This window comes from Niveispirillum sp. KHB5.9 (assembly GCF_048066115.1).
Classification (GTDB): domain Bacteria; phylum Pseudomonadota; class Alphaproteobacteria; order Azospirillales; family Azospirillaceae; genus Niveispirillum.
Genome location: NZ_JBLTYX010000001.1, coordinates 181,609 through 194,779 on the forward strand (window position 1 = coordinate 181,609; position 13,171 = coordinate 194,779).

Genomic DNA, 13,171 nt, shown 5'->3' on the forward strand with positions numbered 1-13,171 from the left:
CCTATTGATTTTCCTGGAGATGAAAGGCCGACAAATTCTCATGCCGGCCGGAGAATTCCGGGCAGCTGCCGCGATGCGGCATCCGCCTTTTGTGCTGCAATATGGAATGTATTCCAGATTGCTTGCGTGGGACAGGTGTATGAGCTAATCTCACGGCCAGGGAGCGAAACCTTGATAAGAGGTGCGATATGTTTGCTGGCAAAGGCCGTCCGGCCCGCCGTATTCCCCCCCTCAACCCCCTGCGCGCATTCGAGGTGGCGGCCCGCCACCTGTCCTTCACCCAGGCCGCGGACGAGCTGTGCGTGACCCAGGGGGCGGTCAGTCGGTCGGTGAAGGCACTGGAGGATTATCTGGGGGAACCCTTGTTCGAGCGCACAGGCTATGGCCTGGCGCTGACGGAGCGCAGCGAGGCGTTTGCCATGCGCCTGTCCGACGGGTTCGTGCGCCTGTCGGAGGCGACGGACGAATTCCTGGGCGTGCAGCCGCCGCCGGTGCTGACCGTGCGGGCCTATACGAGTTTCCTGATCGGTTTCCTGATCCCCAACCTGCCCGATTTCCAGGTCCGGCATCCGGAGATCAAGGTGAAGCTGATCTCCGCCACCGACAGCACCGAATTCGGGCGCGACCAGGTGGATGTGCGCATCCGCTATGGCCGCGGGCATTGGAAGAATGTGGACAGTACGCTCTTGTTCCATGACGAACTGCGGCCCGTCTGTTCGGCCAAGCTGCTGGACCCGGCCAAGCGGCCCTATCCGATCGAGATCCTGAAAAACCATGTGCTGCTGCATCAGGAGCTGCGCCGCGCCGACTGGCCCAACTGGCTGGCGCTGAACGGGGCGGAGGGGCTGACGCCCCGCGACCATCTGGTGTTCGACGAACTGTCCGTCGTCTATCAGTCGGCCATTTCCGGGGTCGGGATCGTCATGGCGCAGAAGGCCTATTTCCAGCGGGAGATCGCCGATGGCCACCTGTTCGAACCGTTCGAGGGCGTGTTGAAGCGCGACCTGGGCTATTACCTGACCGTGCCGCACAGCCGGCGGGAGGCGCACCATATCCGCGTCTTCAAGAAATGGCTGCTGGATGCGCTGAGCGCGGCCGGGGTGGGTGAGCGGGCTCAGCCCTCGCTGGCCGAGGTCGGGGGGCGCAGCCCGCTGATGAAGGCGGCGAACAGCGCGATCCCCGATGCCAGGAACAGGGCGATGATCGCCCGCTGATCGGGCCAGGCGCGGAAGGCCAGCGCCACCAGTGCGGCCCCCGTCGCCTGGCCCATCACCCGCCCCAAGGCCCCCGTGACGCTGGCCGTGGCCGCCACCGCCAGCGGGACGGAGGTGACCAGGGCGCGGGTATTGGGGATCTGGAACAGGGCGTAGGACCCGCCGCACAGCGCGATGCGCCACAGAATGTCGAACGCACTGGTCTGCTGCGGCGTCAGGGCCAGGATGGCCAGGCCGCCCGACACCATCACCAGCCCGACGGCGCAGAGCCGGCCCGGCGGGAAGCGGTTGGCCAGCATGACGACGACGGGCGACGCCGCCCCCAGGGCCAGCGGCCAAGCCATGAAGTAAAGCCCGATCTGGGTCTGCGTGCAGCCCCGGTCCAGCAGCAGGAACGGGATGCCGATATATGACATCAGTTGCGTGGCGGCGGCGCAGAAGGTGGTGGCCACGGTCAGCCCGTACAGCGGCCGGCGCAGCAATTCCAGCGGCAGCAGCGACGGCCGCCTTTGGCGCACGAACAGCCACAGCACCGACGTAGCGGCCGCCAGCAGCAGCACGAGGCCCAGATCCATGTCATGGGCCAGACTGTTGAGCGTCAGGATCAGGGTGCCGATGGCCCCGGCGCACAACAAGGCCTCGCCCTTGTCGAAGACCGCATGCACCAGGTCCGGCACCGGATCGGCCGGCAGCACCTGTCGGCCCAGCAGCCACAACCCCGCCGACAGCGGCAGATTGGCCAGGAACAGCCAGTGCCAGGAGGTGACGCCCAGCACCAGGGCGGCGATGGCCGGTCCCGCCGCCAGCGCCAGGGCCACGGCCATGGCATTGACGCTGACCCCGCGCGCCATGCCGGAGGGCGGGTGGATGTTGCGCAGCATGGCATTGGTGATGCCCATCATCCCGGCCCCGCCGCAACCCTGGATGAACCGGGCCAGCGACAGGGTGACGACATCCACGGAGAACACGCACGCCATGGACGCCGTCCCGAACAGGGCGATGCAGGCCAGATAGGTGCGCTTCGGTCCCACCAGCAGCGCCAGCCGGCCCAGCGGCAGCAGCACCATGGCGATGGCCAGCTGATAGGCCCCCACCACCCAGACCGACAGCGACGCGCTGATGCCCAGGTCGTGGCCGATGGCGGGCAGGGCGATCGTCATCATGATGCCGTCCATCACCGCCATGGCCACGGCCACGGCGACCAGGGAAGCCGCCCGGCCGCGCGCCGGCTGCGGCAGGCCGGCGGGTTCATCGCTGCTCATCTCAGAGAGACAACCGGGCCTGGGCGAACCACACGACCTGTCGGGCCAGGATCGACAGGTTGGCGGCCACGGCCGGGTCGGAACAGCTGCCGTCGGCGGCGAACTTCGTGCCCATGGAATTGACCGCCACACCCAGCGGCGTGGGCCAGGCACGCAAGGCGTGGGTGATGGAACGCAGGGTGGCCAGCGTCGATCCCGTCGCCTGCCAGCCATAGGCACACGCGATGGACCCCACGGCGCGCCCATCCAGATAGGGCACGGGATCGCGGGCCATATCCTCCACATAATCCAGCGCGTTCTTCATCAGGCCGGAGATGGAGCCGTGATATCCCGGCGAAGACAGGATCACCCCGTCGGCCCGGCGCAGCAATTCCACCAGCCGCAGGGCCGCCGGTTCCCGCTCCGCATTCTCCGGCGCATAAAGCGGCAGGACCAGTTCCGGCCCCGTCATGATCGCCGTCTCCGCCCCCAGCTTCTCCGCTTCCGCTAGCGCCATGCGCAGCGCCATTTCCGAGGACGAGTTGGCGCGGGTGGTGCCGCCCAGGCACAGGATGAAGGGTTTACGGGACATATCCTCGCCTCGTGTTCTGAATTATGGGATATGTTCCATAATATGTCAGGGCGAGGGGCGGGTGGGCTGGAGTATTTGGAAGGATGCCCCTCTTTTCGTCATCCCGGCGAAAGCCGGGACCCAGGGGCCAAGCGCCCGACCTTTCGGCAGTTTTGGTCAAGGCAGCGTATAGGTTTGGTCTTGTGGCCCCTGGGTCCCGGCTTTCGCCGGGATGACGAAATAATGATGCGAGGTGATGCTACTCCTCCTCCACCGCCCCCCGCGCGACGCCCAAAAAATTCTCCACCAGCGGCCGCCCATCCCCCGACCGTTTCGACAGGGTGATGTTCGACCGCGCCCCGCCATCGATGGGGCGGAAGACCACGCCGGGCAGGGCCAGGCTGGCGGTGCAGGCGGGCAGGATGGTGATGCCCATGCCGGAGCCGACCAGGCTGATCGCCGTCTGCCATCCCGGTGCCTCCTGCACCCCACGCGGCATGAAACCGGCGGCTAGGCAAATCTCGATCAGCCGGTCATGGTAGCGGGAGACACGGTTGCGGGGGAACAGGATGAACTTCTCCGCCGCCAGCGACCCCAGCGCCACCGGCCCGCCGGTGCCCGCCAGGGGATGGTCGGCCGGCAGCACAACGACATAGGTCTCCCGCAGCAGGGTGAAGACATCCAGCCCCGGTTCCGGGATCATTTCGCGTGAAAGCGCGATATCGATCCGGCCGCCGCGCAGCTGGTCCCACAGCGGTTCCGGCAATATCTCCACCAGCCGCAATTCCACCTGCGGATAGCGCTGGCGGTTGGCCTGGACGATGGCGGGCAGGACATGCAGGGCGGTGGTGGAGGTGAAGCCGATGGTCAGCAGACCGGCCTCTCCCCGCCCCACCCGCCGCACCTTTTCCAGCCCCTCCACCATCTCCAGCAGCATCTTCTGTGCGAAGCCGTAAAGGGCGGTGCCGGCATCGGTCAGCTGCACCTTGCGCGTGTCGCGGTCGAACAGCTTGTGGCCCACGGCGGCCTCCAGCCGCTGGATCTGCTGGCTGAGCGGCGGCTGCGCCACGCCCAGACGGGCCGCGGCACGGCCGAAATGCAGTTCTTCGGCCACGGTCACGAAAGCCTGAAGCTGGACGAGGCTGATTTCCGTCCGGAACATTGATATCTCCAAACGTATCAATAAGCCGAAACATTATATTGGACGGTGCATAATTGCACGGCTTACCGTTTGTCCCGTAACCGGCCGCCAGCGATGCGCCGGACGATTTAGGGAAAAAGGAAAGCCCAAGATGCAGCAGGAGCTGGGAACCAGCGTCCAGGTGGACGCCCGTGCGCTTATCGCCGATGAGGACATCACGCATTTCCGCGAACAGGGTTACGTCTTTCCCCGCCTGGGCCTGCCGGCCGACGATGCCGCCTGGATGCGGGAGACGATCGAGAAGGTGTTCCGCGACAATACCGACTGGGCTGGCATCACCCGCATGCCGCACATCCCGCTGCGCGAAGGGCAGGAGGAGGGGGTGAAGGGTGGTGAGGATCTGTTCAAGATCGCCATCCACCCGACCCTGATCGCCGCGGCCAGCCGCCTGATCGGCCCCAACCTGATCATGTGGGGCGGGGAGATCTTCGCCAAGCCGGCCGGGACGGGCAAGCGCACCCCCTGGCACCAGGACTGCTACAACCCCGCCGTCAAGGCCGGGCCGGGTCGCAAGCTGCCGCAGAGCGCCCAGATATGGATCGCGGTGGATGATGTCGACCCGGAAAATGGCAGCCTGTCGTTTGTGGCGGGCAGCGGGCGGGAAGGGCCGATCCATCATGAACAGCGCAAGGAAATGCGCGACCTGCTGAATTTCGAGGTCGATACCAGCGGCATCAACGAGCACAGGATCGTGCATTCCACCATGAAGTCGGGCCATTTCTCCGTGCATGACCTGTTCGTCGTCCATGGCGCCAACGCCAACATCTCCGGCCGCCGCCGCGCCGGCCTGACCTTCCATTACATGGCGGCGGAGGATGTCTATGACCGGAGCTTCGGTTCCGCCATCGGCAGCGGCCGCGACAAGCCGGCCCCCCTGGCACAGCGGCCGATCTGGCTGGTGCTGGGCGAGAACCAGGTGCCGCAGAACGACTTCGTCACCGGGCACCAGAATCTGGGCGACCTGGATGATATGGCGGAGAAGCGGCGGGTGGAGATGAATGCGGTGTTGGGCTGAGTTCGGAGGACGCCGCGTCAAGTCAGGATTGGCCGTAGGTCAGGTCGAGCGAAGCGAGCCCTGACATTCATTGGCACCGTGCTTGTCAGGGCTCGCTTCGCTCGACCTGACCTACGCCAACTGCAACCGCATCTCGTCGGCATGGATGTGGTCGAAGGGGGAGCGGAATTTCTCCGGCTCGTCGCGGACCATCTCTTCCAGTTTTTCATGCGCCTCCAGCAAGCTCTCCGGCAATTCCCGCGCGCCCGGCCGCAGCACGGGGCCGTTGGCGGTGATGGCGGCGATGGCCGTGCCGTCACTGGTGCGGATGGGCAGGGAGGCGGCGTGGAAGCCCGACGCCAATGCCACCTCCCCCGTCAGGAACCCGTCGGCGATGGCCTCCTGCAACCGCGCCGTCAGCGCGTCCCAGCCGCCCTCGGGCAGCCGTCCCGGATGATGTGCCGCGACGAAGCGGCGATAGGCGACGCGGTCGTCGCCTTCCAGGGTGGACAGGATGGTCGGGCCGGCCAGACCCTCATGCAGCAACGCCACCTCGCCCAGCCGGTCGCGGTGATAGATGTCGTTGCTGCCATAGGCGCCGGCGATGCGCAGGGTGAACCAGCCCAGCCGCACCGACAGCGACACCGTCTCCCCGATGGCATGCGCCAGACTGCGCAGCACCGGCCGGCTGGCCTTGTGCAGGTGGAAGCGGTTGAACAGGGCCCGGTTCAGCAGCTGCGGCATCTGGCCGACTTCATAGCGCGGCGTGTTCTGGTAGCGGCTGAGGTAGCCGGCCTCCTCCAGCGTCACCAGGGCGCGATAGACGGTGGAGGCGGGCAGGGACATCTGCCGGCTGATCTCCGTCACGCCCAAGGCCTCGTCGGCTTCCGCCACGAAGCGCAGCACCTCGAACACATGGCTGGCCGAGGAATTGATGACGGCGCGGGACATCAATTGATCTCCATATGGGCCGCGTCGGCGGCATAGAGCCGCGTGCGGCTGCACAGCTCATCGATCAGGCGGCGCAGTTCGGGCAGCAGGCGCTGCAGCTCCCCCTCCATCCGCTCCACCGGCCCGCCCACCGAAAGCACGCCATGCAGCCGGTTCTCCGCATCGGTGATGGGAAAGCCCATGGCCAGCATGGGCAGCGGCCCGTCGCGGCGCACCAGCGCGTAGCCGCGTTCACGGATGGCATTTATGTCGGCCCACAGGTCGGCTTCCGCCATGGGGCGGCCCGAGGGCGGGATGGTCAGGGGGCTGTGGCGGGCGATATAGTCCGCCACCTCCCGGTCGGGGCAATGGGCCAGCATGACGCGGCCCGATGCGGGGACGTGCAGGGGGCGGAGGCCGCCGATCTCCATGCGCCAGGTACCGGGCCGCTTGGTCTCGATCCCGTCGATGAACACGGCATAGTCCAGGCCGCGTACCATCAGGCTGACCGTTTCCCCGGTCAGGGCGTGGATCTTCTGGACGTACGGGGCGCAGAGGCTGCGGAAATCCGGTTCCAGGGCCGTGCGGTTCTGCAATTCCAGCACGCGATAGCCCAGCTGGTAGCGCAGGCCGGTGACGTCGCGCACCAGATAGCCCTGGTCCACCAGCGTGGTCAGCGCCCGGTAGATCATGTTCTTGGTCATGCCCAGCAGCTGCGACAGCTCCGTCACGCCATAGCCGGGCGCGTCGGCGGCGAAGCAGGACAGGACCTGAAGCGTGCGCGCCGTGGCCTTGTTCTGGCCGCGATCGCCGGAAGGATCGGTTTGCTGCGTCAAGGACGCCCCCGGATTGTTGGGCCCGTCGCCGGTGCCGTTGGCGCCGCAGCCTAGCGCACTGGGCAGGTCCGCGCCAAGCCGAACCCTGTGTCACCCCTTGGCGAACAGCTGGAAGACGTTTCCCTCCGGATCGGCGCAGGTGACTATGCTCCCGTGGCTGCCCATGTCGCGCCGGCCCAGGATGCGCCCGCCCAGCCGTTCCACATCCGCCGCCACCGCGTCGGGGTCGTCGGCCTCGAACGTCACGGTCGCCCCCTTGTCCCCGGCCCCGGCCTCGACCGCCGATGCCAGGGCGAAATTCCCGCCGCCGATCGACAGCTGGGTCCAGTTGCCGCCATCGCGGAACTTCAGCCCGGCGCCCAAGGCCTGCTGGTAGAAACCGGCCATCCTGTCCATGTCGCCGGCCACCACATAGATGTTCTGGATTCTGCGGATCGTCATTGCCGGCCCCTTGGACTGTATTGCGGAATATGATCTGATATTCATAACACGCAAAAAGAGGGGACGCGGCTGAGGATGCGGCCCGGCGGCATGAGTTTTCCGGCGGAACCATTCAACGAAATCGCCTGGACCGACCCGCCATCTCCCCTAGAGTGAAGCCGTAAACGGGCGCAGACCCGGCGGATCGGGAGGGTTCGACATGCTGTCATTGCGCAAGCTGGAGGCGGCCGGCGGATTGTCGCTGGTCGAGGTGCCGGAGCCGGGGTCACCGGGGCCGGGGGAGGTGCTGGTACGCGTGGCAGCCACGGGCATCTGCGGCACCGACCTGTCGGTGGATCGCTGGACCGCATCCTATGCCGGCTTCATGGGCAAGGCGCTGCCCGTGACCCTGGGGCACGAGACGGCGGGGCGCATCGTCGCGGTGGGGGCGGGTGTCGATCCGGCCCGCATCGGGTGTGCCATCGTGGTCGATCCGGCCGTGGCCTGCCGCCGCTGTGCCCGCTGCCGGGAGGGGGATTTCATCGGCTGCCTGGATCGGCAGGCGGTGGGCCTGATCCGCGACGGTGCCTTCGCGCCGCTGCTGCTGGCGCCCGACGATTATTGCTACGACCTGCCCGACGGCGTGCCACTGGAACTGGGGGCGCTGGCGGAGCCGCTGTCGGTGGGCGCCCATGCCCTGGCAGTGGGCGGGTTCACGGTGGGCATGCGCATCGCGGTGCTGGGGCCGGGCCCCATCGGCCAGGGGGTGGCGGCGCTGGCCAGACATCTGGGGGCGGCCCAGGTGGCGGTGATCGGGCTGAAGGACGCGCCGCGCCTGGACGTGCTGCGCGCGATGGGTATCGGCGACTGTTTCGACATGGCCGAACCGGGGGCGGCCGAGGCGCTGGCCCAAGCCAGGGGCGAGGGGTTCGACCTGGTGGTGGAGGCGGCGGGCGTGCCGGAGGTCATCGACCAGGGCCTGGCCCTGCTGCGCCCGCAAGGCGTGCTGGTGGTAGCCGGCATGCCGGAGCGGCCGGCCAGCGTCGATATCATGCGGCTTGTCAAATACCGGCTGGAAATCCGCGGCGCCTCGCGCGTGCCGCCCTCGGCCTGGCAAATGGTGCTGAAGGCATTGGCCGAGGCGCCGGACAGTTTCGCGCCGCTGGTCACCCACCGGTTCCCCCTGGCGCAAGCCGACGCAGCCTTCCGCCTGTGCCATGGGCGCACGCCGTCCAAGGTGCTGCTGCTGCCTTGATATGGAAGGTGCCGTAGGTCAGGTCGAGCCGAAGGCGAGCCCTGACAAGCGACGGTGCCTGTGAATGTCAGGGCTCGCCTTCGGCTCGACCTGACCTACGAAGCAAGCCTCCCGCTACAGGATACGCCATGCAATCCGACGGTTCGTCCATGTCCGCGCCGGTTCCCCGCTACTCCTGGTATGTGCTGGGGATGCTCTATGCGGTCTATGTGATGAACATGGCCGACCGCCAGATCCTGGGCATCCTGGCGGAGGATGTGAAGCGCGAGTTGGACCTGACCGACGGGCAACTGGGCCTGCTGGCGGGGCCGGCCATCGCCTTCTTCTATGCGGTGCTGGGCATTCCCATGGCCTATATCGCCGACCGGGTGAACCGGGTGCGCTTCCTGACAATCTGCCTGACGGTATGGAGCGTGATGACCGCGCTGGGCGGGCGGGCGGGCAACCTGCTGGAACTGGCCATGACGCGGGTGGGCGTGTCGGTGGCCGAGGCCGGGTCCACACCCGCCTCCATCTCGCTGATCAGCGATTATTTCCCGCCCACGCGGCGGGCCACGGCCATGGCCGTCCTCAGTTCCGGATCGACGCTGGGCATCCTGGTCAGCTTCGCGCTGGGCGGCCTGTTGAATGAATGGCTGGGCTGGCGGCACACGTTCCTGGTCGCGGGCGTGCCGGGCGTGGTGCTGGCCGCGATCCTGGTGCTGAGCCTGCGTGAACCGCAGCGCGGCCAGCGCGACCCGGTGGCTGCCACCCCGCCACCATCGCTGTCGATGTTCCGGACCATGGCGCATCTCTGGCGCATGCCCCTGTTCCGCCAGGCGGTGATCGCTGCGGTGTTCTGCAATTTCTGCGTCTTCGCCGTGCTGTCCTGGGTCCCGGCCTATGCCGTGCGCAGCTTCGGCCTGGGCAGTGCCGAGGTGGGGCGGACCATCGGCCTGGGCATCGCCGGGCTGGGCGGGGCCAGCATGATCCTGTCCGGTCTGGCCACCGACCATTTCGCCAGACGGGGATTATGGGTGCCGCTCTGGGCCATTGCCGGGGTGCTGGCCCTGTCCGCGCTGTGCTTTGTGCTGGCGTTGATGGCGGCGGACTTCACCGGCTTCGTGAGTTTCCTGATCCTAGCCTATGCCTTGTTGATCACCAATTCCCCGCTGATCCTGGCTGTGCTGCAATCCAAGAGCCCACCCAACATGCGGGCCATGGCCACGGCGGTCATGCTGCTGCTGATCGCGCTGTTCGCCAGCGTGCCGGCGCCGATGCTGGTCGGCTATGGCAGCGACCTGCTGGCCCCGCATGTCGGCGCCGACAGTTTGCGGCTGGCGCTGTTCCTGGTGCCGCTGGCGGCACTGGGCGGCAGTGTACAGCTTGTCCGGGTCGGTTTCACCGCCCGGCGGGAACAGCGGATCACGGCCGATCCTTTGGGGTGAGTACCTGGCTGATCGTACCGATATCGGGAATATTTTCCAAATTCCAGATCAGGTCGATGGCCTGCTCAATCCGGGCCGCCGGCAGCAGTCCGTACAGGAAGCCACGGAACTTGGCCTCCAGGTCCGCATCGGACAAGGCGGTTTCCGGCGTATAGACGTCGCCGCGCGACCATTCGCTGTAGGCTTCATGTACCTGACCGCGGGCGACCACACGCAGGCTGGCCGGCAGGCGACGGGCATGGCCGTAGCGGGCGATATCGTCGGCGGCCGCGCGCGACGCGGTGGGTTCGACATGCACGAAGACCTTGTCGGCAAAGGCCCGGATGTCGGCGCGGGCGCGGGTCTCCGCCGTGTGCCAGTGCCGGCCGGGGGGCACGCCATGGGCGGCGACGGCCAGCAGGTAGGGCATGGAGAACTGGCCATCGACGAAGGTGGTGACGGTCGGGTCGTCGATATGCTTGGCCAATGCCGGGCCGATCAGGCCGACATCGATACGTTCGATCTCATCCGGTGCCCAGCGATGGGTGGCCAGCATAGCGTAGAACATGTCGCTGACCGAATTGGTGAAGCGGCAGGCGGGATAGATCTTGAAGCTCGTCTCCTCGATATAGAAACGCTCCCCCAGCCGCTCCGTCATCACATCGAAATCGCAACCCAGCGAGCCCAGGGCCCGCCACAGGCCCTTGTCCCCGTCCAGGATGGCGGGCAGGCCGGTGAAGCCCTTTTCCGCCAGCAGGGCGGCGGTGATGCCGCCTTCGGCCATCACCCCGTACATGGCGTATTTGGCCATGGTCCGGCCCGAACATTCGCTGTGCTGGGTGGAGGACGGGACGGGCAGGGAGACGGCGGTGACCGCGATGGCGTTGCGGGCGCGCTCGGCATCCAGGCGCAGCAGGTTGGCGGCCCCGGCGCCGCAGGCCAGCCCGCACCAGCCATAGCCGGTGGTGGGGGCGAATTTCAGTTCGCCCTTGTCGATGATCAGGCCCTTCAGCGCCATGCCGACGCGGGCGGCCACGTCATAGCCGACGGCGGTGGCGGCGATCAGGTCGCGGCCCGGTGCGTTCTGCCGTTCGGCCATGGCATAGGCGGCGGGAATGGCGGCGGATGCGATATGGGCCTTGTAATGCAGGTCGTCGCAGGCATCGAGCACATTGGCCGTGTAGCAGTTGAACCAGGCGGCACGCGCGGCGGGCAGCTTGCCGGCGCGACCCAGCAAGCTGGCTTCGGGTTTGCCGCCCTGGTCGCGCAGCACGTCGATGACGATCTCCGCCGGTTCGGTATGGGCACCGGCCACGGCACAGCCGACCGTGTCCAGCATCAGGCGCTTGGTGGCATGGATGGTGGCGGGCGACAGGTGCTCATAGCGCGTGGCGGCGGTGAAACCGGCCAGGGCGCTGGTCGCCGGGTTGGGCAGCTGGGGTGTCTCGCGGCTGGTCATGGGTCACACCAGCGAGCTGGGAAGGGCGGTGACCTTGGAGATGCCGCCATCGGCGGCGATGGTGTTGCCGGTGACGTAGCGGGCAAGGTCGGATGCCAGGAACAGCACGGGGCCGGCGATATCGGCGGGGGTGCCGACGCGGCCTAGGGGGATCGCCGCCTCGATCGCCTTCCACCGGTCGGGGTCGGGGAAGATGGTGCCGGAATTCTGGATGCGGCCCGGCGCCACGGCGTTGACGCGCACGCCGTGGGGTCCGAATTCATGCCCGGCGAAGGCCGCCAGCTGATGCACCGCACCCTTGGCCAGACCGTAGAGCAGGGCCTTGCGCGTGCTGACGAAGCCGGCCAGCGATCCGATCAGGGTGATGGACCCGCCGCCATTGGCCGCCAGCATCGGGCCGGCGATCTGGATGGTCATGATCGCGTGCTTCAGCACCAGATCGAACTGCCGGTCGATATCATCGTCGCTGTAATCGGGCAGGAAGTTGGGCAGGGTGATGCCGACCACGTCGACCACGCCGCTGAACCGGGTGCCGAAGCTGTCCTTGGCCTTGGCGAATACCTGTTCCAGTTGCGCGCGCTGCGTGATGTCGGCCGCCATGGACAGGCCGCCGACCAGGGACGCGGTTTCGGCCGCCACCTCGCCCTTCAGATCGACGCACAGGACCTGGGCACCATTCTGGGTCAGGGCGCGGGAGACCTCCCGCCCGATGCCGGCACCGGCACCCAGCACGACAAAGCCCTTGCCATCCAGGCGCAGCAGGTCGGGATAGTGGATATTGCTGTCGGTCATGTCACTTGTTCCCATTGTTGGCGGCGGCGACCACGGTGGAGTGCATGGGTGAATGGCCGCTCATGTCCATCTGGCGCGTGCCCTGGGTGATGGCGGTGCGGCCGCCATCAACGATCAGGGTGGAGCCGTTGATGTAGGAGGCATCGTCGGAAAGCAGGAAACGCACGGCGGCGGCCACCTCCTGCGGGCGGCCCGGCCGGCCCAGCGGCGTTTCGGCGATCAGCGGGTGGAAGCGGGGATTGTCATCCTCCTCCGGCGGGGCGGTCATGCCGCGCGCCACCAGATTGACGCGAATGCCCTGGCGGCCCAGTTCTTCGGCCATCACATGGGTCAGCGGCGCCATCGCCCCCTTCACGGTGGAGAAGGAGGGGACATGCGGGTTGCCATAGATGCCGTCGAAGGAGCTGACATGCACGATGGCGGCCAGATCCGCCGCCTTCAGCAGGGGCAGGAACGCCTTGGCCGTGAAGACCGGGCCCAGCAGGTTGACATCGGTGATGCGCCGCCAGGACTGCACCGTCGATGCTTCGAACGTGGCGATATCGACCTCCAGATGGCAGACCAGCAGCCCGTCCAGCCGGGGATGGTCTTCGGCCAGATTTTCCGCTGCCGCCGCCAGTGCCTCCGGGTCGATGGGATCGGCGGGCAGCAGCACGGGGGGCAGGGCCGCTGGGCCGATGGAGGCCGCCAGCTGCGTCAGCAGATCGGGGTCACTGTCCACCAGCACGACACGGGCACCCCGCTTGGCCAGATCATGGGCCAGCGCGCGGGCCACATCGACGCGGGCGGGGACCAGCGCGATGGTTTTGCCGTCGAACCCCATATCGTTCCTCCCTTTATCGTTCATTGTCA

Annotated in this window: 13 protein-coding genes; 4 read left to right on the forward strand and 9 right to left on the reverse strand. The window is 67.3% G+C overall.

Features of this window, described 5'->3' with window-relative positions; genetic code table 11:
• The first annotated feature begins 188 nt into the window (after positions 1–188).
• Entirely contained in the window at positions 189–1,214 is a 1,026-nt protein-coding gene (locus tag ACM9HJ_RS00820) for a LysR substrate-binding domain-containing protein (RefSeq protein ID WP_416569766.1), read from the forward strand.
• On the opposite strand, the gene ACM9HJ_RS00825 is transcribed toward ACM9HJ_RS00820, so the two are convergent.
• The 3 genes from ACM9HJ_RS00825 to ACM9HJ_RS00835 form a co-directional block, all read right to left on the reverse strand.
• Positions 1,115–2,476, reverse strand: a complete 1,362-nt coding sequence (locus tag ACM9HJ_RS00825; protein WP_416569767.1) for an MFS transporter — start codon at positions 2,474–2,476, stop codon at positions 1,115–1,117. The two genes, ACM9HJ_RS00820 and ACM9HJ_RS00825, sit on opposite strands and share 100 nt — an antisense overlap.
• A gap of 1 nt (position 2,477) precedes the next feature.
• Positions 2,478–3,047: an NADPH-dependent FMN reductase gene (locus ACM9HJ_RS00830; RefSeq protein ID WP_416569768.1), complete on the reverse strand. Its 570-nt coding sequence runs from the start codon at positions 3,045–3,047 to the stop codon at positions 2,478–2,480.
• A 238-nt stretch (positions 3,048–3,285) separates the two neighbouring features.
• Positions 3,286–4,188, reverse strand: a complete 903-nt coding sequence (locus tag ACM9HJ_RS00835; RefSeq protein ID WP_416569769.1) for a LysR substrate-binding domain-containing protein — start codon at positions 4,186–4,188, stop codon at positions 3,286–3,288.
• A gap of 130 nt (positions 4,189–4,318) precedes the next feature.
• Here ACM9HJ_RS00835 and ACM9HJ_RS00840 point away from each other — a divergent pair, with 130 nt between their 5' ends.
• Positions 4,319–5,242: a phytanoyl-CoA dioxygenase family protein gene (locus ACM9HJ_RS00840; protein ID WP_416569770.1), complete on the forward strand. Its 924-nt coding sequence runs from the start codon at positions 4,319–4,321 to the stop codon at positions 5,240–5,242.
• A gap of 111 nt (positions 5,243–5,353) precedes the next feature.
• Here ACM9HJ_RS00840 and ACM9HJ_RS00845 read toward each other — a convergent pair whose 3' ends face one another.
• The 3 genes from ACM9HJ_RS00845 to ACM9HJ_RS00855 all read right to left on the reverse strand — a co-directional run bounded on the left by ACM9HJ_RS00845 (position 5,354) and on the right by ACM9HJ_RS00855 (position 7,428).
• Positions 5,354–6,172 carry an IclR family transcriptional regulator gene (locus ACM9HJ_RS00845; RefSeq protein ID WP_416569771.1) on the reverse strand — a complete coding sequence of 273 codons (819 nt, stop codon included), beginning with the start codon at positions 6,170–6,172 and terminating at the stop codon, positions 5,354–5,356.
• A complete protein-coding gene (locus tag ACM9HJ_RS00850) occupies positions 6,172–6,987 on the reverse strand; it encodes an IclR family transcriptional regulator (RefSeq protein ID WP_416569772.1) in 816 nt (271 codons plus the stop codon). The genes ACM9HJ_RS00845 and ACM9HJ_RS00850 overlap by 1 nt, the downstream gene beginning before the upstream one ends.
• Before the next feature lie 90 nt (positions 6,988–7,077).
• Complete coding sequence (locus tag ACM9HJ_RS00855) at positions 7,078–7,428, reverse strand: VOC family protein (protein ID WP_416569773.1); 351 nt, start codon at positions 7,426–7,428, stop codon at positions 7,078–7,080.
• Positions 7,429–7,627: 199 nt separating this feature from the next.
• Between ACM9HJ_RS00855 and ACM9HJ_RS00860 the strand changes: the two genes are divergently transcribed.
• Both ACM9HJ_RS00860 and ACM9HJ_RS00865 read left to right on the forward strand, forming a co-directional pair.
• On the forward strand, positions 7,628–8,662 hold the full coding sequence (locus ACM9HJ_RS00860; RefSeq protein ID WP_416569774.1) for a zinc-dependent alcohol dehydrogenase: 1,035 nt from the start codon (positions 7,628–7,630) through the stop codon (positions 8,660–8,662).
• A gap of 128 nt (positions 8,663–8,790) precedes the next feature.
• Entirely contained in the window at positions 8,791–10,089 is a 1,299-nt protein-coding gene (locus ACM9HJ_RS00865; RefSeq protein ID WP_416569775.1) for a spinster family MFS transporter, read from the forward strand.
• On the opposite strand, the gene ACM9HJ_RS00870 is transcribed toward ACM9HJ_RS00865, so the two are convergent.
• The 3 genes from ACM9HJ_RS00870 to ACM9HJ_RS00880 are packed head-to-tail and all read right to left on the reverse strand — an operon-like array spanning position 10,067 to position 13,142.
• Positions 10,067–11,527 (reverse strand): MmgE/PrpD family protein, encoded by a 1,461-nt coding sequence (locus ACM9HJ_RS00870; RefSeq protein ID WP_416569776.1) that lies wholly within the window; start codon positions 11,525–11,527, stop codon positions 10,067–10,069. The genes ACM9HJ_RS00865 and ACM9HJ_RS00870 overlap by 23 nt on opposite strands.
• 3 nt (positions 11,528–11,530) lie before the next feature.
• A complete protein-coding gene (locus tag ACM9HJ_RS00875) occupies positions 11,531–12,319 on the reverse strand; it encodes an SDR family NAD(P)-dependent oxidoreductase (protein ID WP_416569777.1) in 789 nt (262 codons plus the stop codon).
• A gap of 1 nt (position 12,320) precedes the next feature.
• The gene (locus ACM9HJ_RS00880; protein ID WP_416569778.1) at positions 12,321–13,142 is read right to left on the reverse strand and encodes an SDR family NAD(P)-dependent oxidoreductase; all 822 of its coding nucleotides are present in this window, start codon (positions 13,140–13,142) and stop codon (positions 12,321–12,323) included.
• Positions 13,143–13,171: the final 29 nt, after the last annotated feature.

What these genes read in the sequence shown, in the direction of transcription:
- ACM9HJ_RS00820 (WP_416569766.1), top strand. Translation starts at nt 189, where the DNA reads ATGTTTGCTGGCAAAGGCCGTCCGGCCCGCCGTATTCCCCCCCTCAAC.
- ACM9HJ_RS00825 (WP_416569767.1), bottom strand. Translation starts at nt 2,476, where the DNA reads ATGAGCAGCGATGAACCCGCCGGCCTGCCGCAGCCGGCGCGCGGCCGG.
- ACM9HJ_RS00830 (WP_416569768.1), bottom strand. Translation starts at nt 3,047, where the DNA reads ATGTCCCGTAAACCCTTCATCCTGTGCCTGGGCGGCACCACCCGCGCC.
- ACM9HJ_RS00835 (WP_416569769.1), bottom strand. Translation starts at nt 4,188, where the DNA reads ATGTTCCGGACGGAAATCAGCCTCGTCCAGCTTCAGGCTTTCGTGACC.
- ACM9HJ_RS00840 (WP_416569770.1), top strand. Translation starts at nt 4,319, where the DNA reads ATGCAGCAGGAGCTGGGAACCAGCGTCCAGGTGGACGCCCGTGCGCTT.
- ACM9HJ_RS00845 (WP_416569771.1), bottom strand. Translation starts at nt 6,172, where the DNA reads ATGTCCCGCGCCGTCATCAATTCCTCGGCCAGCCATGTGTTCGAGGTG.
- ACM9HJ_RS00855 (WP_416569773.1), bottom strand. Translation starts at nt 7,428, where the DNA reads ATGACGATCCGCAGAATCCAGAACATCTATGTGGTGGCCGGCGACATG.
- ACM9HJ_RS00860 (WP_416569774.1), top strand. Translation starts at nt 7,628, where the DNA reads ATGCTGTCATTGCGCAAGCTGGAGGCGGCCGGCGGATTGTCGCTGGTC.
- ACM9HJ_RS00865 (WP_416569775.1), top strand. Translation starts at nt 8,791, where the DNA reads ATGCAATCCGACGGTTCGTCCATGTCCGCGCCGGTTCCCCGCTACTCC.
- ACM9HJ_RS00870 (WP_416569776.1), bottom strand. Translation starts at nt 11,527, where the DNA reads ATGACCAGCCGCGAGACACCCCAGCTGCCCAACCCGGCGACCAGCGCC.
- ACM9HJ_RS00875 (WP_416569777.1), bottom strand. Translation starts at nt 12,319, where the DNA reads ATGACCGACAGCAATATCCACTATCCCGACCTGCTGCGCCTGGATGGC.
- ACM9HJ_RS00880 (WP_416569778.1), bottom strand. Translation starts at nt 13,142, where the DNA reads ATGGGGTTCGACGGCAAAACCATCGCGCTGGTCCCCGCCCGCGTCGAT.